The following is a 16916-nucleotide window of genomic DNA, read 5'->3' as shown; positions in this document are numbered from 1 at the left end:
CCCCACCGACCTCGAGCTCATCGCTCGCAACCACATCGAGGAGCGGATCCGCCGGCAGGCCGCCACCGCACGCAAGCCCCGCTCGCGGCGCCGCCGCTAGGCCACGTCAGGACTTCATCGAGATGCCGCGCCGCCAGTAGCCCATGAACGCGACCTGGCTGCGGTCCATCCCGAGCTCGCGCACCAGGTGGCGGCGCAGCCCGGTGACCACGGCGGCCTCACCGGCGATCCACGCGTAGAGGCCGTCAAGACGGTGCTTGTCGGCTGCCTGGGGCAGGTGACCCGCCTCCACCGGCGCGATCTCCTCACCCGACGACGAGTAGGTCGGCGTCTCCCACAGGTCGGGGTCGACCTCGTCCTCGGCGGGCAGCCAGCCCACCGCCGGATCATCCGGCAGGGGGGCGCCCAGGTGGTCGACCACGGCGGGGGTGAGCCGCTCGCCCCACGTCGCGCCGTTGCGGGGCAGCCAGGTGATCTCGACGCCGTCGGGGTGACGCAGGTCGAGGATGTCGCCGTCGACGGGCACCTCGAGGTACGCCGCGCCCCGAGCGTCGTGCGGCAGGCACTCCAGGATCGCCGAGATCGCCGGGACGGCGGTCTCGTCGCCGACGAGCAGCAGCCGGTGGCCGGCGGGCGGCACGAACTCGATGCCGCCGAAGGGGTGCCCGCGCCGCGGCGCAACGACCACGGCCCGGTCGCCCGGCCTGGCCTGCGCACCCCAGCCGGCTCCGGGGCCGATCTCGCCGTGGTCACCCGCGTCGTGGAGCGCGAAGTCGACGACGATCCGGGTGTCGGTGCCGGTCCCGCGCACCTCCCGCACGGTGTAGGTGCGCATGTGGCCACGCTCCTCGACCGGGCGCTCCATCCAGGTCGAGAGCCAGCCTTCGTCGGCACCCTCGACCGAGGTGAGCCCGCCACCCTCGTGCGGGACGACGAGCTTGAACCGCTGGTCGTAGAGCGGGCCGTCGACGCCGAAGTCGGCGAGCCCCGCACCGCCGAGCTCGAGCCGCAGGAACGTCGGCGAGAGCCTCTCGACGGACACGACCTCGACCTCGGCGAGGAGCAGCGGCAGGTCGGTCACGGTGTCGGCCGGGTCGGCAGCGGTCAGCGCTGTCATCAGGAGTCCGTTCGGTGGCGGCGGCCCACGGGGACCACCAGGGGCGTGTGGGCGACGGGGTCGTCGATCACCTGGCAGGAGAGTTCGAAGACCTCCTCCACGAGCTCGGGCGTGACCACCTCGCGGGGCGGCCCGGCGGCGACGACGTGGCCGCCACACACGGCGACCAGGTGGTCGGCGTACCTCGCGGCGAGGTTGAGGTCGTGCAGCACCATCACGATCGTGGTCCCCCTTCGTGCGTTGAGCTCGGCCAGCAGGTCGAGCATGTCCACCTGGTGTGCGACGTCGAGATAGGTCGTCGGCTCGTCGAGGAGCAGCAGGTCGGTCTGCTGGGCGAGCGCCATCGCGATCCACACGCGTTGGCGCTGGCCGCCGGAGAGCTGGTCGACGGGCTGCTCGGCGAGCTCGATCGTGCCGGTCTGCTCGAGGGCCTCGGCCACCGCAGCCTCGTCCTCGGCCGACCATCGCGAGAAGGCGCCGCGGTGCGGGTGGCGGCCGCGGGAGACGAGGTCGACGACGGTGACGCCCTCGGGCGTGACCGGCTGCTGCGGGAGCAGCCCGAGCGTCCGAGCGACCTCCTTCGTGGGCCGCTCGTGCACGGCCTTCCCGTCGAGCAGCACCGCCCCGTCGGTGGGACGGAGGAGGCGCGCCATCCCGCGCAGCAGGGTCGACTTGCCGCACCCATTGGCGCCGACGATGACGGTCGTACGCCGGTCGGGCACCGCCAGGTCGAGCGACTCCACGACGGGCTGCCCGCCGTAGGAGAGCGTCACGGCACGTGCTTCGAGGCGGGCGCCGGCCGGGATCGCCTGCGCTGCGGCCGGGATCATGGTGGCGGTCATGCCGATCTCCATCAGAACTGTCTCCTGGATGCGCGGCCGCTTGCGAGCAGCCAGAGCAGGAACGGGGCCCCGAGTGCGCCGGTGACCACGCCCACGGGGAAGTTGATGTCGACGAGGAGGTAGTCGGCGGCATAGTCGGCACCGACGACGATGACCGCTCCGGTGAGGGCGGCCCCGGCCAGCGAGGTGCGGCCGGCGTTGAGGGCCCGGGCGATCGGCCCGGCGAGGAAGGAGACGAAGGCGACGGGTCCGGCCGCCGCGACGGCCACGGCGACGAGCAGGACTCCCACGAGCAGGAGCACGTCCTCGCGGCGCGGTCCGACCCCCAGACCGGTCGCCGTGTCCGGGCCCAGCTCGGTGGCCGGGAGCGAGCGGCCCTGCCACAGCACGACCGGCAGGAGCACCAGCAGCGCCAGGCCGACGATCCGGATCGTGGCCCAGTCAGCGTCGTGCAGGCTGCCGGTCAGCCACCGCAGCACCAGGTGGGCGTCGTAGACGTCGGCGCGCGTGAAGAGGTACTGCACCAGCGCCTGCAGGGCGGCTGCCATGCCGATGCCGACCAGCACGAGCCGCTGGCCGCCGGCGTACAATCCGGCGGGGTCGCGCCCTGCGACCAGCCGGACCACGAGCGACACGACCGCGGCGCCGGCGATGGCACACGCCGCGACGGCCGGGCCGTCGAGGCCGAAAGTGATGATGGCGAGTGCCGCCGCCGCACTCGCGCCCATGCTGATGCCCACCACGTCGGGGCTGGCCAGCGGGTTGCGCAGTGTCGTCTGGAAGATCGCGCCACCGAGGCCCAGCGCCGCGCCGACGAGCACGCCCAGCACGGCGCGCGGCAGCTTGCTCTCCATCAGGATGTAGCTGGCACCGGGGATCTCGGCACCGCCGAGGATCCGGAAGAAGTCAGGGATCGTGATGGTGAAGTCGCCGAGCAGGACCCGCGCGGCAACGGCCAGCACCAGCACCACGGTCAGGGAGCCGACCAGCCGGCGGGCCCGGCGTACGGGCAGGGCCCGGGCGCGGCGGACGACCTCGGCGGGCGCCGTCGCGTCCGGGATCCTCCGGGTGGCCAGGGTGCTCACAGGGCCCCCATCCGTCCGCGGCGGATCAGGGCGAGGAAGGCGGGCACGCCGACCAGGACCGTCATGATGCCCACCTGCACCTCGGCGGGCGGGAGCACGACGCGGCCAAGGGTGTCGGCGAGGGTGACGAGCACCGCGCCGGCGACCGCCGCGAGCGGGAGGAGGCGGCCGTGGTGAGGTCCGGTGACGGCGCGTACGGCGTGGGGCACGAGCAGGCCGACGAAGGCGAGCGGTCCCGCCAGCGCCGTGGCGGTGCCGGCCAGCAGCACGACGGCCAGCCCCAGCGCAGCCCGGTCGAAGCCGGTGCGGCGGCCCAGCCCCCTGGCCAGGTCGTCGCCGAGCGCGAGGGCGTCGAGGAGGCGGGCGCCGGCGAGCGCCAGCACGGCGCCGGCGAGCAGGAACGGAAGGCCGGTGAGCAGCACGTCGAACCCCCGGCCTCCGACCGTGCCCACCGCCCAGAAACGGAAGGTCTCCATGGTCTGGCGGTCGGCGAGAAGCATGGCCGACGTCCAGCTCGCCGCGAGGGCGGCGAGGGCCGCTCCGGCGATCGCCAGGCTCAGCGGCGTGGCGCCGCCCGGGCCCATCGAGGCGATCGCGTGCACGAGGATGCCCGCGACCGCAGCGCCCGCGAAGGCGAACCAGATGTACGACGAGAGGTCGCTGATGCCGAGCACGGACATGCCGAGCACCATGGCGAGCGAGGCGCCGGCGTTGATGCCGAGGATGCCGGGGTCGGCCAGCGGGTTGCGGGTCAGGCCCTGCAGGCAGGCGCCGGCGAGGCCGAGGGCCGCGCCGACGGCGAGGGCCAGCAGGGTGCGCGGGATGCGGGCCGCGAGCACCGCGTGCAGCGGGTGGGTCGGGTCGAGCAGCGCAGCCGGCTGCACCGGCCGGGAGCCGATGAAGATCGAGGCCGCGCTGGCGAGAAGGACCAGGACGACGGCTGCCGCGACCCCCGACGCAGCAGCCGCCGTCCCCCGCGGCCGGCCGGATGTGGCGATCCGGCCGGTCGCGAGCCCGGGTGCCGAGCCCAGGCGGACCTGGGTCACTTCCCCTCCGCCGCCGCGGCGACGTGCGGCAGGAACTCCTCGGCGATGAACGGGATCGAGAGCGGGCTGGGGTTGGTGATCGCCAGGCCCACGTGCTTGTCCTGCTCGGCGTAGGCGTGCCCGGCCTTCAGCGCCGGGATCTGGCCGAGCAGCGGGTCCTTGGTGAACGTCGCCAGATCGCCCGGCTTCTCGGCGTAGGTGAGGAGCACGTCGGACTCGACGTCCGCGGCGCGCTCGGCGGACAGGGTGCCGTAGTACTGGCCCTTCTTGACGACCTCGTCGACGAGGGCCGGGCTGGTCATCCCGAAGTCCTCGAGCGCGCGGACGCGGTTGTCCTCGGCGCCGTAGATGCCGATGGTCGAGAGGTCGGCAGTGGTGAGGTAGGCGAAGATCACCGAGGCGCCCTGCAGCTGCGGGAAGTCCGCCCGCGCCTCTGCGATCTCCGCCTCCGTCTCGGCCGCGACCTCGCCGGCCAGCTCGGACCGGCCCAGGGCCTGGCCGACCATCTCCAGGGAGGTCTGCCACGGGGTCACCCACGGGGCCTCGGGGTAGGCCACGACCGGCGCGATCTTCGAGAGCTTGTCGTACTCCTTCTCGGTGATGCCCGAGTTGGTCGCCAGGATGACGTCGGGGGCGAGCGCCGCGACCTCGTCGATCGGGGCGCCGTCGGTGTCGTCGTAGCGCACCGGCTGCTCGGCGCCGAGCTCCTCGAGCTCCGCGTCGAACCAGTCGGACGAGCCGGCCTCGTTGCCGCCCCAGGTCAGCTTCGTCGACCCCACCGGCACGACGCGGAGGGAGAGCGCGAGGTCCTGGTCGGTCCAGCCGAGAGTGGCGACCCGGGTCGGCTCCTCCTCGATCGTGGTCTCGCCGAAGACGTGCTCGATGGTGACGGGGAAGGCGCCCTCGTCGACCTGGGTCTCGGAGGTGGTGGTCGGCTCGGAGGCCTGGGTGGAGCCGGTGCTGCAGCCGGCGAGGGCGGCGGCAGCGAGCGCGGCGGAGAGGGCGCCGGCGAGCACGCGGGGGCGGAGCGACATCGGACCTGCTTCGGGATCGGGTGGCTGACTTAGGACAGCCTAACCTAACCTCACCCAACGACGCGCCGACGGGCAGAACGCCTCGCCGAAGTAGTACCGATAGGCCTTATCCGTGCCGAGGACTACGTCGTTCCGGTAGTAGTCCGGCCAGGGATTGTCTGCCCATGCGTGTATGGCCCTGCAGCGCTCCCCCTGCGGGACGTCTTCGTCCCAGGCATTGTCCAGGGCGGCGTTCGGCTTGAAGATGGAGTTGTGGAGATCGTGCAAGCGCATGTTGTAAGTGCCCTGGAACACGAGGAAGACGACCGCGCAGCAGAGGGCAACCGTACGGGGCCACGCCCGGCGTCGCGTCCGGATGAGCTCGAGGGTCACGACGGCCACTCCGAGCGCCACGGACGTCGCCACTACGGCGTAGAACATGTACACGTAGCCGATCCCGAGCATCTCGTCCTGCACCTTCACGGTCGACGACTGCAGGCCGACCGCGAACAGTGCGTACACCACCACGCCGCCGCCCGCAGCCAGCGCCCCGGCGCGTGACCGGGTGGCCGGGTCCGCCGGCGGCAGCTCAGGAACCCTGGCGCACCAGAGTCCGACCGCGGCGACCACGACAAGCACGGCGACCGTCTGGGAGAACACCAGCCCGGGTCGGGCCTGCAGGATCTTCTCACTGACCTGCCAGGCGCCCCCGGGGAGGGAGCCGAGGAGGCCCCGGACGAGGAAGTCGAAGGCTCCGTCCGCGCGGACCTGGCGTCCAGCGTAGGTGTCAGCGGGACTCGCCCCGCGCGCGACGACCAGGAGCAGCGCGGGCACGAGACACATCGCTGAGCCGCCCACGACATGGAGGACGAGCCGCCGACGGTCCCGCCGCGCCGCCCACGCCGCGACGGCGAGGACGACGCCGGCGCCGAGGACCGCGCCCGCATTCAGCTCGTAGTAGGACACCCCTGCCACGGTCCCGACTGTCGCAGCGAGGTACCGCCGCCACGAGGGGCGCGCGGCGACCCACACGGCGGTCGTCAGCATAAGGAATCCCACTGCCGTAGCGCCGAAGCCGGCGAACGGGAAGCTCTGGACCGGGTCGTTGGACCACAGCGCGTGCAGCTGGAGCGAGCCGAACAGGGCTGTCGAGGTGAGGAAGAACGCGGTGGCCCACCGGACCGGGCGGACGTGGGTTCGGGCTACGAGCCACCAGAAGGTGGCGGCGGCAGCAGCGCAGCCGACGAAGACGCCGAGCTTGAGCGCGTTGAACACCACGTCGATCGGGAGGTCGAATGTCGCACTCACCCAGAGGTTCAGCCAGTTCATCAGCGTGCCAAACTCCGCGCCCACCAAGCGGAACTTGGCGCCTGTCATCGCGATGTTCCAGCCATGCGAGAGGGCATCGCCCAGCGTGGGCCCGGAATTAACCACGAGCGCGAAGGGCGCCTGGAAGTCATCGGCCACGACGGTCGTCGTGAGAGTGGGGCGAAGCAGGAGGCAGGCGCCTAGCACGTAGGCAATGGCGAGGCCCACTGTCCTGGCGGCAGGTCTGAACCGGGCGATATCGAGCCGGCGGGGGCGCGGCGCGCTGACCGCACCCGCGTCATGGCGCCTCTTCGGCACCGCAGACGTCGCGTCGCCGCGGTCGCGAGCCTTCGCTCGATCGATGGTCACGTCAGTCCTGTCCGCCACGCGCACAGCCTAGGACCCGCGGGAACGGCGCGCGCCCGTTCCGGACGAGTTGCCCACGGCGGGCCCCAGGCGCGGGGGCGGCATACCCATCGGCCGTCATGACCCGTTCGAGTATCCTGCGGCTTAGGTCAGCAACGAAGGATGGTCGATGAACTCGAACCCCATACCCCGCGACGCCCGCGTCTACGTCGCCGGTCACAACGGCCTGGTCGGCTCCGCGATTGTCCGCCGCCTCGAGCAGGACGGCTTCACCAACATCCTCACCGCCACGCGGAGTCAGCTCGACCTGCGTGACCAGGCGGCCGTCTCGTACTGGTTCCGGGCCAACCGACCGGACTACGTGTTCCTGGTCGCGGGCACTGTCGGTGGCATCTTCGCCAACGCCACCCGCCCGGCGGAGTTCATCTACGACAACATGATGATCCACGCGACGGTGGTGCACGCAGCCCACGAGTACGGCGTGCGTAAGCTGCTCTACACCGGCAGCTCATGCATCTACCCGCGGCTCGCCGAGCAGCCGATGACCGAGGACGCCCTTCTCACCGGCCCCCTCGAGCCGACCAACGAGCCCTATGCGATCGCGAAGATCGCCGGGATCAAGCTCTGCCAGGCATATCGCAAGCAGTACGGCTGCGACTTCATTTCGGCTATGCCGACGAACCTCTACGGGCCCCACGACAACTTCGACCTCGAGAGCTCTCATGTGCTCCCGGCGCTGATGCGCAAGGTCCATGAGGGCAAGCGCGACGGCCGGTCCGAGGTCGAGGTCTGGGGCATGGGGGCGGCCCGGCGTGAGTTCCTCTACGTCGACGACATGGCTGATGCCTGCCTGTTCCTGATGGACAACTACAGCGGTGAGGAGCACGTCAACCTCGGCACCGGGATCGAAGTCTCGATTCGCGAGCTCGCCGAGACGCTCGTCGAGGTGATCAACCCGGCGGCGGAGCTGCGCTGGGATCCCTCCAAGCCGGACGGCGCCCCTCGTAAGCTCCTCGACGTTTCGCGGCTCAGCGCGATGGGGTGGACCGCGCAGACGTCCCTGTCCCAGGGCATCGCGCAGACCTACAAGTGGTTCGAGGAGAACTACGACGACGCCCGGGGCATCCGTCCGATGGCGTCGGCCGCACACACCTGATCGACGCGTGCCAGACACACGCCGTTTCGCCGGCCGCAAGGAGCCTAGTCACCCAGCGGTGGAACCACGCAGATGTTGTAGCTGCGCAGCCGGGTGAAAATCCGCCATCGGTTGAACAGCCGATCCACGCCACGGCCTGGCTTCCCGAGCCGTCCTGGCCACACGTGGGTCTCGACCGACGTCAACTCGAAGGCCTCGCCCACGATCTGGCGAAGGCGACGGCGACTGAAGTGTTCGTGCCCGGCGATCTTCACCATGCGGATGTAGGAGATCGGGTTGTATCGGTTCGCCTCGATGAGCAGCACGCGGGAGCGAGCCAGACCCCGAACTGAGCGCAACGCGTCAGCGGGATCGTCGACGTGGTGAAGCACGTCCTTGACGACGACTGTGTCGAAGCTTCCTGCATCGAACGGCAGGTCTTCCAGCGATCCGACTGCAAAAGCCAGGTTGTCGGGGTGCTCATCGGCCCAGGCGGGGTGCTCCTCGACGTCCATCGCGGTGATTTTCAGGTGCGGGGAGCGTTCGGCGACGAGCCGGGCGATTCCCCCGTCCCCACACCCGAGATCGAGCAGTGTTCCGCCGTCAGCGTGCTGCCTCACGAATTCGACGAAGACGTCGAGGTAGTGAAGGAGCGCGGGGGACATGACGTCTGCTTCGCCGCCGATCATGTCTCGCCCCAGTTGGATATCCCGGTCCTGGCCAGCGACCTTGCGGCTTCCGAGCACGCTTCCTCCCCTTGTCTGGTGAGCTTGTGGAAGGCTATAGGACAAGGTGCATTTCGTGCCGAATCGGACCGCCCGCGGACAAGGCCCGCCAAGAGTGCGAATTTCCGTTGGCAATTGGAGATCAGGAAGCACGTAGCCGTCCGGCAGTCGGTCGCGCGGTGTCTTACGGGTCTCCCACGCGACTGGGGGACCTGGCCTCGGCCGGCGACATGCCATCGATCGACCGCGAATGATGCAACCCCAGGCAAGGAGACTTAAGGTTCCCGCGTGAGTACGACCGCACCGTCGCCACTGCGCTTGCAGGACCAGGTCCGCGTTGGCCCACCATCAGCCGTGGATCAGGGCAGCCGTGCCCACGCCTGGAGCCTCGTGAGATGAGTCCGAGCCCACCGAGTGACGGACGGCTAGTAGGCCGCCGGGTCGGCCTGGTCATGTTGGTGATGGTCATGGCATCCAACGTCGCCAACTACGCGTTCCAGATCCTCGCGGGGCGCTGGCTCTCCGTCGAGGAATACGGCCTCCTCGCCAGCTTCATGGCTGCGTTGACCATCATCGCCGTCTCCGCCACTGCGTTGCAGACAACGGCTGCCAGAGCCATCGCAGCGGGAGAGAACCAGCCCTCCCACAGCCTCTTCAACGACCACCTGATCCGGTCGTCGGTGCTGTATGCGCTCGTCCTCGGAAGCCTCATCGCGCTCTCCGTGCCAGTCTCAGGCAGGTTCATCAACATCGGCTCCCTTCCGATCTTCTTCCTCGGTCTATATGTCGTGCCGGCGGCGCTCGACTCCCTGGCTGCCGGCCGCTTGCAGGGTTCCAAGCGCTTCGTCGCGCTGGCGACCTACGGCCTCGGGCAGTCCCTAGGCAAGCTCAGCGTGACGCTCCTGGTGCTTGTCCTCGGGTACCACGTGGTCGGGATCGTGGGCGCACTCGTCCTGTCGAGCACGAGTGTCGCGCTCGCGGGCTTGATAGCGACGCGCAGGCTCGGAGCAATCCAGACGCACGTGTTCAGTCCGGAGGTCCGACGCAACTTCGCGGCCGTCTTCGCCTTCTGGGTGCTGATCAGCATCGATGTCGCCTTCGCGCGCGCGTTCTTCGACCCGGAGGATGCCGGTATCTACGCCGCTGCCGCCGTCCTCGGCAAGGCCGTGCTGCTCCTGCCGGCAGTGCTCATCCAAGTGGTCTTCCCCCATCTGACCGAGCAGTTCACACACGGAAGGCGGGTGGTACGGGTCGTGGGTCGCGCCCTGGCCCTGACATTGTGCCTCACGGTCGGCGCGACGCTTGCCCTGTTCCTTCTGGGTGGCCCGCTGATCACACACCTGTACTCCGAGCGCTACCAGGCAGCGGCCCCGATCTGCTGGATGGTTGGCGCCGCCATGATCCCGTTCGCGGTTGTGAACCTCCTGCTGTACCACTTCCTCGCACGTCGCCAGGCGCGCTTCCTCTTTGCCATGGCGGCCGCGGTCATCGCCGAGATCACCGCATTCACTCTGGTTCCGAAGACCGGACCCGCCTACGCGCTGACCCTGGGTCTCGTCGGCATGGGACTCCTCGTCGCCGTGTTCCCCAAGACCAACCCGAAGAGGCACCTCCGGGAGGTCTTCGGGCGAGCGCTGCGGCACGAAGGCGCGCAGGGCGCCGGTCGGGCGACTTCCTCGCCTTCATCCACGTCAGCACCTCACATCTCACACTCTCGCGGGAGTCACCGGTGAATCAACCCTTGGTCAGCGTCCTCATGCCGGTCTACAACGGCGAGGAGTTCGTCGGGAAGGCGATCGAATGCATCCTCGGCCAGACCTATCAGAACCTCGAACTGCTGATCGCCAACGACGCGAGTACCGACGGATCAGCCGCCATCCTCGAGTCCTTCGCTGCCCAGGACTCCCGGGTCGTGGTGATAGACAACCCGGTGAACCTGTACATCGCCGGCAACCGCAACATGCTCATGTCCCGCGCGCGTGGGAAGTACATCGCCTGGGCAGACGCTGACGACGAGTCAGTGCCTACCCGCCTCGAACGCCAGGTGGCGTTCCTCGAGGCCAACCCTGACGTTGCCATGTGCGGGGGCGACCTCGAGATCTTCGGGAACACCTCGGCCAACGGTCAGGTTCGTGCCTACCCGCGCACCGACGTGGAGATCAGACGGAAGATCTTCCGCTACGTCCCCCTGGCCCAACCTGCCGCGATGGTCCGCACCGAGGCCATCAGGGCAGTCGGCGAGTTCGACCTGTCCACCCCACCCGCGGAGGACCTCGACATGCTCTTCCGGATCGGGTCGCGCTACCGGTTGGGCAACGTGGAGGGCGTGGTCATCCGCTACCGGGACCACGCGACGTCCGCGACGTACAAGCGGCTCCGGACGATCGAGAAGGTGAGCGTGCGGAGCCGCATGCGCAACTTCGCGAACCCCGCCTACTCGGCTGGGGTGGCTGACAGGCTCTACAACGTGGCGCACTGGCTCTCGATCTGGGTAATGCCGCCGAAGTGGAAGATCACCCTGTTCAACTACCTCCGGAACAGTTGATGCGCGTCGCCTACCACCACCCCTTTCCCGGGACGCTCAACGCCCATCGGGTGATCTACAACGGGTACAAGAACGCATTCGGCGACCTGGGGCACGAGTTCTTCACCTACAGCGCTGGAATGGACCTTGCGTCCTTCCTCAGCAGGAACCGGCCTGATCTCTTCGTCACCGCCTCGCACTTCCTGTGGCGCAAGCAGCTGGACTACGGCGTCCTCAAGCGGTTTCGGGACCAGGGCATGAGGACCCTCGTCCGGGTCGACTTCTGGACCTCACCCCTCCACGCGCATCGCGTCAACGAGGCGCGCTCCATGTCCGACGACTCTGAGGCGGTCCGCCTCATCAGGAGTGGCCGGATGGGTGACGCGTTCTTCCACGTCACCGAGCAGGGCGATCCCCGGATGGAAGGGTTCGCCCGCGGGACCGGCCATCCATACCACACCATTCCTCTGGCCGCCGACGTCACGCTGATGCGCCATGCGCCGGATGCCCGGTTCAAGTCCGACATCGCCTTCATCGGCACCAACCTCCCCCAGAAGCGGGAGTTCTTCCGCTCCTACCTGTTCCCGCTCGGCAAGACGTACGACCTTAAGCTCTACGGCCAGGACTGGACCCGCCGCGACAGGTATCTCGGCTATATCCAGAAGCTCGGCCAGTACCTGAACCTCCCGGTCCTGCGCTCCATCCGGAAGCCCCGGCTGGAGCTCGAGGACGAGGCCCGGATCTACTCCTCGAGCCGGATCCTGGTGAACCTCCACGAGGACTACCAGCGCAGGTTTGGTGGCGACTGCAACGAGCGGACCTTCAAGGTGCCCGCGTGCGGGGGGTTCGAGATCGCAGACGACGTGGCGTGCATCAGGAACTACTTCGACGACGGTGACGAGATCGTCATCGCCACCGGCATCGACGACTGGTTCGACAAGATCAGGTACTACTCGGACCACCCGGACGAGCGGACTCGCATTGCCGGGGCTGGACAGGCGCGGGTGCTACGTGAGCACACCTACCACCACCGGGCCGGTGCGATGCTCGACCTCGCCCTGATGTGATTCCTCCGGACCTGACAGTCACTGGCGTCGCCGGCGAGATCGCCTTCACAGGCTCGTCGTTGAGCATGAGCCCTGCCCGAGCAGGTTGAGGACGATCCCACCGGCACGATCACAGGCATGGGGGATGCATCACCGCCGCCGGCATGAGGATCCCGAACCTGTCCCGCGGACCGTCTGGAATGACGAGGCAATGCCTGAGTACCCGACGGTGCGCAACCGCACGACATTGAAGCCGACCTCCTCGAACAGGTGAGAGATCGAGGACTTGTCGCGTGGAACAGATTGGGCCTAGGCCTTCAGAGCGTCTCGCGGCGGCTGTAGACGTATCTGCACGTGGCTGATCCAGACCACGTTGATCGTGCCGTCCTGGCTGGGCACGCGCATCAGGTCGTCCAGCCGGTAGATCGTGACGTCGCTGCCGGGGAACTCACGCTCCACCGTGCCGATCTCGGTGCAGTACAGCCTAGAGAAGCCCAGCCTCCGCAGCTCTGCGAGGCTGGAGCCATCGCCACAACCCACGTCGAGCGCCGTTGCCTGGTCCTGCCCGGGTGCCTTTAGAACGTGGTGAACAGGAACCCGTTCTAGATGTTGTCCGGCAGCCGGCTGGCCAGCTTGTTCACGAGCCCCTTCAGACTGACAGTCCGGCTCTCGCCCGCGTTGTAGGCGTGGTAGGTCCGCGGGTAGGGGTAGTACTTAGCGATCCCCTGGGGGGGTGGCGGATTGCCCACACTCAGCCCGCACGCCCTGCAGGCTGCACTTCGCAGAAGAGCTGGTCGCTGCAGACGTTGGTCCGATGGGTGAGCTCATGGTCGTTCAGAGTCTCGTCATCGCACACGACGCAATGACGAGTTGTCGTCTCACCCACGAGGGCTGCCTTTGGCGGGAGCCGAGTCCATGGTCTCCGCGACCGGGATCACAGGCCCGGCCTCGGGCTCTCCGCCGCTACTCCTGGCCAGCCGCCCGGCAGGGGTTACCCAGGTGCCGTTCCTCCGAGAGCGGATTCGCCGGCGCTGGAGACGCGAGATGTCGGCGAGCATCTCAAAGACGGCCTGGCTCCCGGTCGTCGTGGAGAACTTGAAGTCCAGGTCGATCGGTCCCTCGGCGATGGCGAAGTCCGCGTCACTGGCCAGCACGAGCAGCTCAAGGTCAAAGGCGAAGCCCGACGTCATCACGTGGGGCATACACTCCTCGAGGACCGGCCGCCGGAAGAGTTTCAGCCCGGTCTGCGTGTCGGCGACGTTCAGGTCGAAGATCGTCCGCACGAGCCGGCGGAAGACCCTGCTCTGAAAGCGTCGGAACTTGGGGTAGCTCACCCGTGAGTCAGGGTGGATCTTGGAGGCCACGATCGCGTCCCCGCCGCTCACCTCGAGGATCTCGAGAAACCTCAGAATGCCCTCAGGGTGGATGTCGAGATCGGCGTCGATGAAGGCGATCAGCTCGCCTGAAGCGGCCTCGAACCCGTGGCGGATCGCGAATCCCTTCCCGCGGTTCTCCGGGTAGTGCAGGACCCGAAGGCGGGGGTGGTCGACCGCTGCGGCGGCTCGCTCGGTTCCGTCCTCATTGCCATCCGAAACGACGATCACCTCGACGGGACTGTCGAGCCGATCGAGCACAAGCAGGAGGCGGGCTAGCGCCTCCGCGATCGTGTCGGCTTCCTTGTAGGCTGGCACGACGACGGACAGGAGTTGCTTCATGCCGATACGCCCAGCGGGCCGACGTTCGGAGTCATCTATATCCAGCCCCTCCTCGGAACCTGTCGCTGGCACGGGGATGCTACCCCGGTCGGTCCGAGGGACCGCAACGCCACGGGGTGGCGGCGGCCTTGGCGCCGGAGATCTTCGGTGACGCAGCGCCGGCGATCGTCCGTTCGGGATGGATCCTTCGTCGTCGTCTGGGCCGGGGTGGCGGAGGGTCCAGCACAACCACTCGTCCGGTTCCTGAACGAGGGCGGTGCCCGTTCGGTCACGTTTGTCAGCCATCCGTTCAGCCTCGACGGCCCGCCAACCCACACCGTCGTCCGCTACGAACGCGGCGTCCTGACGTCTCAGAAGTCGCTACACCGCCCGAATCGTCCGCCGCTCACCTACGCCTTGGACCCGATTTCACCGCTCCGGCTATCACGAGCCGACGTATGGGTGGGGTTCAACTGTCTGGCCAGTGCCCAGGGATTGGTGCGACGGCGCTTCGGGCGCGTCAACCGTGTCGTCCACTGGAACATCGATTTCACGCCGAGACGGTTCGGGGGCGGTGCACTCACCGGCATCTACGAGCGCCTCGACCGCCGATGCTGTGTGTCGGCAGATGGCAGAGTCGAACTGTCCCGTGCGGCAGCAGAGGGCCGCGCAGAGGCATACGACATGTCCCTCGAGGATCATCCTGCTGTCCTGGTCCCGATGGGTTCCTGGACGTCAGCTTCTCCGAAGTCTGCAGGCTTTGCGGCCCGGCGCGTGGTCTTCCTCGGACACATGGTCGAACGCATGGGGCTCCCGACGATGCTCGGTGCTCTGCGCCTGCTTCGTGATCGCGGGGTCGACTTCAGGGCGGACATCCTCGGCGGCGGGCCGCTCCTCCCCGCCATCCGTGAGCGAGTCGCATCGTCCGACCTCGGCAAGGTTGTCCGGGTTCACGGATATGTCGAGGACTTCGCGGACGTGACGCGCTTGCTCGCCGGTGGCTCGATCGCCCTCGCGCCGTACGAGGAGGACGAGAACTCACTGAGCCGCTTCGCTGACCCCGGCAAGCTCAAGAACTACCTCTCCGCAGGCCTGCCGATCCTCCTGACCGACGTCCCGCCGAATGCGCGTGAGCTGGCCGAGCAGGGGGGCGCCGAAGTCCTCGCCAGCACGCCGGAGGCCTTCGCAGCAGGGATCGAACGGTTGCTCACCGACGAACGCGAATGGGAACGACGACACAAGCTCGCGCTCGACTACGGCCGGGAGTTCGACTGGGGGAGCATGTTCAGCAGGGCGCTCCCTTCACTGGGGATCGACGTCTGACCCCCACCGAACCCGAGGGGGCGGACCGGTAGACCTTGGTTTGCCGGCCACATGGGAGGATCGCACCCATGTTGGCTTCCGATCCCCGCTTCACCCGTGCAGTCCGGCAGCGCGTGCTCGTCACGGGCGGCGCGGGATTCATTGGTTCGCATCTCACTCGCCGGCTGCTGGACCTGGGCCACGACGTGCTGGTCGCCGACAACCTCTACTCGGGTGCTCGCGACAACATGCGCGAGTTTGCGGACCACCCGAACTTCGAGTTCATCCGCCACGACGTCACGTTCCCGCTGTACGTGGAGGTCGACCAGATCTACCACCTGGCGTGCCCGGCGTCTCCGATCTTCTACCAGCGCGACCCCGTGCAGACGACCAAGACGTCCGTGCACGGCTCGATCAACATGCTCGGCCTGGCGAAGCGGACGAACGCCCGGATCCTGCTCGCCTCGACGTCGGAGGTGTACGGCGACCCGACGGTCCACCCGCAGGTGGAGTCCTACTGGGGGAACGTGAACCCCATCGGCATCCGCTCCTGCTACGACGAGGGCAAGCGGTGCGCGGAGACGCTCTTCTTCGACTACTGGCGCCAGCACGATCTCGAGATCAAGGTCGCCCGGATCTTCAACACCTACGGCCCACGGATGCGACCGGACGACGGCCGGGTGGTCTCGAACTTCATCGTCCAGGCCCTGCAAGGCGAGCCGTTGACGATCTTCGGTGACGGCAGCCAGACGCGCTCCTTCTGCTACGTCGACGACCTCGTCGAAGCCCTGATCCGCCTGATGGAGACTCCGGCCGACTTCACCGGTCCGGTGAACCTGGGCAACCCCGGCGAGTTCACGATGCTGGAGCTCGCGGAGAAGGTGATCTCCATGGTCGGGTCCGACGGTGCGATCGAGCACCGGCCCCTCCCTGCTGACGACCCGGTGCAGCGCCAGCCGGACATCTCACTTGCCGAGGAAGTCCTTGACTGGAGGCCGGTGACCGACCTCGACGAGGGCCTCAAGCACACGATCGAGTACTTCCGCGGTTCGGACGTCTAGATGTCGGTGCGGTGGAAGTTCTGGTACGACCGGCTGGGCGTCGGGCCGCGCTGGCCCTGGTAGCGCGAGCCGTACTTCGTCGAGCCGTAGGGGTGCTCGCTCGGTGACGTGAGCCGGAAGAAGCAGAACTGGCCGATCTTCATGCCGGGGTAGAGCTTGATCGGCAGGGTCGCGACGTTGGCGAGCTCCAGCGTCACGTGCCCGGAGAAGCCGGGGTCGACGAACCCGGCCGTCGCGTGGGTGAGCAGCCCGAGCCGACCGAGCGACGACTTGCCTTCGACGCGGGCGGCGATGTCGTCGGGCAGGCTGACGACCTCGTACGTCGAGCCCAGCACGAACTCCCCCGGGTGCAGGATGAACGGCTCGTCGCCCTCCGGCTCGACCTCGCGGGTCAGGTCCGACTGGTCGGCGGCCGGGTCGATGTGGGGATAGCGATGGTTCTCGAAGACCCGGAAGAACCGGTCGAGGCGCACGTCGATGCTCGACGGCTGCAGCATCTCGGGATGCCAGGGATCGAGGGCGATCCGCCCGGCGTCGATCTCGCCGAGGATGTCGCGGTCGGAGAGGAGCACGGGGGCCAACCTAGCCCAGCGCCGCGGCGTACGAAGCGCCAGGCCACCATGCTTCGGGTCACCGGTCGCTCGTCCGGCGA

At 68.4% G+C, this 16916-nt stretch carries 16 protein-coding genes; 6 read left to right on the top strand and 10 right to left on the bottom strand.

Going from position 1 to position 16916, the window contains the following annotated elements; all coding sequences use genetic code 11:
- Positions 1-106: 106 nt before the first annotated feature.
- The 6 genes from DDE18_RS01470 to DDE18_RS01445 are packed head-to-tail and all read right to left on the bottom strand — an operon-like array spanning position 107 to position 6798.
- The gene (locus DDE18_RS01470; RefSeq protein ID WP_116570454.1) at positions 107-1117 is read right to left on the bottom strand and encodes a siderophore-interacting protein; all 1011 of its coding nucleotides are present in this window, start codon (positions 1115-1117) and stop codon (positions 107-109) included.
- A complete protein-coding gene (locus DDE18_RS01465) occupies positions 1117-1959 on the bottom strand; it encodes an ABC transporter ATP-binding protein (protein WP_245916381.1) in 843 nt (280 codons plus the stop codon). Before DDE18_RS01465 ends, DDE18_RS01470 begins: the two co-directional genes overlap by 1 nt.
- An 11-nt stretch (positions 1960-1970) precedes the next feature.
- Positions 1971-3044 (bottom strand): FecCD family ABC transporter permease, encoded by a 1074-nt coding sequence (locus DDE18_RS01460; RefSeq protein ID WP_245916380.1) that lies wholly within the window; start codon positions 3042-3044, stop codon positions 1971-1973.
- On the bottom strand, positions 3041-4090 hold the full coding sequence (locus DDE18_RS01455) for a FecCD family ABC transporter permease (protein WP_116570453.1): 1050 nt from the start codon (positions 4088-4090) through the stop codon (positions 3041-3043). The genes DDE18_RS01460 and DDE18_RS01455 overlap by 4 nt, the downstream gene beginning before the upstream one ends.
- Complete coding sequence (locus DDE18_RS01450) at positions 4087-5124, bottom strand: ABC transporter substrate-binding protein (protein ID WP_116570452.1); 1038 nt, start codon at positions 5122-5124, stop codon at positions 4087-4089. Before DDE18_RS01450 ends, DDE18_RS01455 begins: the two co-directional genes overlap by 4 nt.
- Before the next feature lie 39 nt (positions 5125-5163).
- Positions 5164-6798, bottom strand: a complete 1635-nt coding sequence (locus tag DDE18_RS01445) for a hypothetical protein (RefSeq protein ID WP_133241125.1) — start codon at positions 6796-6798, stop codon at positions 5164-5166.
- Positions 6799-6946: 148 nt separating this feature from the next.
- Between DDE18_RS01445 and DDE18_RS01440 the strand changes: the two genes are divergently transcribed.
- On the top strand, positions 6947-7933 hold the full coding sequence (locus tag DDE18_RS01440; RefSeq protein ID WP_170313253.1) for a GDP-L-fucose synthase family protein: 987 nt from the start codon (positions 6947-6949) through the stop codon (positions 7931-7933).
- A 44-nt stretch (positions 7934-7977) separates the two neighbouring features.
- Here the strand turns inward: DDE18_RS01440 and DDE18_RS01435 are convergent, their stop codons facing one another.
- Entirely contained in the window at positions 7978-8658 is a 681-nt protein-coding gene (locus DDE18_RS01435; protein ID WP_165820975.1) for a class I SAM-dependent methyltransferase, read from the bottom strand.
- A gap of 446 nt (positions 8659-9104) precedes the next feature.
- On the opposite strand from DDE18_RS01435, the gene DDE18_RS01430 reads away from it, so the two are divergent.
- The 3 genes from DDE18_RS01430 to DDE18_RS01420 are packed head-to-tail and all read left to right on the top strand — an operon-like array spanning position 9105 to position 12228.
- Entirely contained in the window at positions 9105-10370 is a 1266-nt protein-coding gene (locus DDE18_RS01430; protein WP_133241124.1) for a lipopolysaccharide biosynthesis protein, read from the top strand.
- Between the two features lie 8 nt (positions 10371-10378).
- Positions 10379-11182, top strand: a complete 804-nt coding sequence (locus tag DDE18_RS01425; RefSeq protein ID WP_133241123.1) for a glycosyltransferase family 2 protein — start codon at positions 10379-10381, stop codon at positions 11180-11182.
- Complete coding sequence (locus tag DDE18_RS01420) at positions 11182-12228, top strand: CgeB family protein (protein WP_116570447.1); 1047 nt, start codon at positions 11182-11184, stop codon at positions 12226-12228. The genes DDE18_RS01425 and DDE18_RS01420 overlap by 1 nt, the downstream gene beginning before the upstream one ends.
- A 288-nt stretch (positions 12229-12516) precedes the next feature.
- Here DDE18_RS01420 and DDE18_RS01415 read toward each other — a convergent pair whose 3' ends face one another.
- A complete protein-coding gene (locus tag DDE18_RS01415) occupies positions 12517-12747 on the bottom strand; it encodes a methyltransferase domain-containing protein (protein ID WP_116570446.1) in 231 nt (76 codons plus the stop codon).
- 338 nt (positions 12748-13085) lie between these two features.
- Positions 13086-13922 carry a glycosyltransferase family 2 protein gene (locus tag DDE18_RS01410; protein ID WP_165820974.1) on the bottom strand — a complete coding sequence of 279 codons (837 nt, stop codon included), beginning with the start codon at positions 13920-13922 and terminating at the stop codon, positions 13086-13088.
- A gap of 147 nt (positions 13923-14069) precedes the next feature.
- Here DDE18_RS01410 and DDE18_RS22575 point away from each other — a divergent pair, with 147 nt between their 5' ends.
- Entirely contained in the window at positions 14070-15224 is a 1155-nt protein-coding gene (locus DDE18_RS22575; protein WP_165820973.1) for a glycosyltransferase, read from the top strand.
- Between the two features lie 68 nt (positions 15225-15292).
- The gene (locus DDE18_RS01400; protein ID WP_116570443.1) at positions 15293-16264 is read left to right on the top strand and encodes a UDP-glucuronic acid decarboxylase family protein; all 972 of its coding nucleotides are present in this window, start codon (positions 15293-15295) and stop codon (positions 16262-16264) included.
- Here the strand turns inward: DDE18_RS01400 and dcd are convergent.
- On the bottom strand, positions 16261-16836 hold the full coding sequence (gene dcd, locus DDE18_RS01395; RefSeq protein ID WP_165820972.1) for a dCTP deaminase: 576 nt from the start codon (positions 16834-16836) through the stop codon (positions 16261-16263). The two genes, DDE18_RS01400 and dcd, sit on opposite strands and share 4 nt — an antisense overlap.
- Positions 16837-16916 lie beyond the last annotated feature (80 nt).

Source organism: Nocardioides gansuensis (assembly GCF_003076135.1).
GTDB classification, from domain to species: domain Bacteria; phylum Actinomycetota; class Actinomycetes; order Propionibacteriales; family Nocardioidaceae; genus Nocardioides; species Nocardioides gansuensis.
Note: the sequence above shows the minus strand (reverse complement) of the source record. Positions and strands in the feature narration are given on the sequence as shown.

Excerpts from the sequence above, each read along its gene's own strand:
- DDE18_RS01410 (WP_165820974.1), bottom strand. The coding sequence starts at position 13,922 with ATGAAGCAACTCCTGTCCGTCGTCGTGCCAGCCTACAAGGAAGCCGAC.
- DDE18_RS01430 (WP_133241124.1), top strand. The coding sequence starts at position 9,105 with ATGGCATCCAACGTCGCCAACTACGCGTTCCAGATCCTCGCGGGGCGC.
- DDE18_RS01470 (WP_116570454.1), bottom strand. The coding sequence starts at position 1,117 with ATGACAGCGCTGACCGCTGCCGACCCGGCCGACACCGTGACCGACCTG.
- DDE18_RS01440 (WP_170313253.1), top strand. The coding sequence starts at position 6,947 with ATGAACTCGAACCCCATACCCCGCGACGCCCGCGTCTACGTCGCCGGT.
- DDE18_RS01420 (WP_116570447.1), top strand. The coding sequence starts at position 11,182 with ATGCGCGTCGCCTACCACCACCCCTTTCCCGGGACGCTCAACGCCCAT.
- DDE18_RS01465 (WP_245916381.1), bottom strand. The coding sequence starts at position 1,959 with ATGACCGCCACCATGATCCCGGCCGCAGCGCAGGCGATCCCGGCCGGC.
- DDE18_RS01400 (WP_116570443.1), top strand. The coding sequence starts at position 15,293 with ATGTTGGCTTCCGATCCCCGCTTCACCCGTGCAGTCCGGCAGCGCGTG.
- DDE18_RS01450 (WP_116570452.1), bottom strand. The coding sequence starts at position 5,124 with ATGTCGCTCCGCCCCCGCGTGCTCGCCGGCGCCCTCTCCGCCGCGCTC.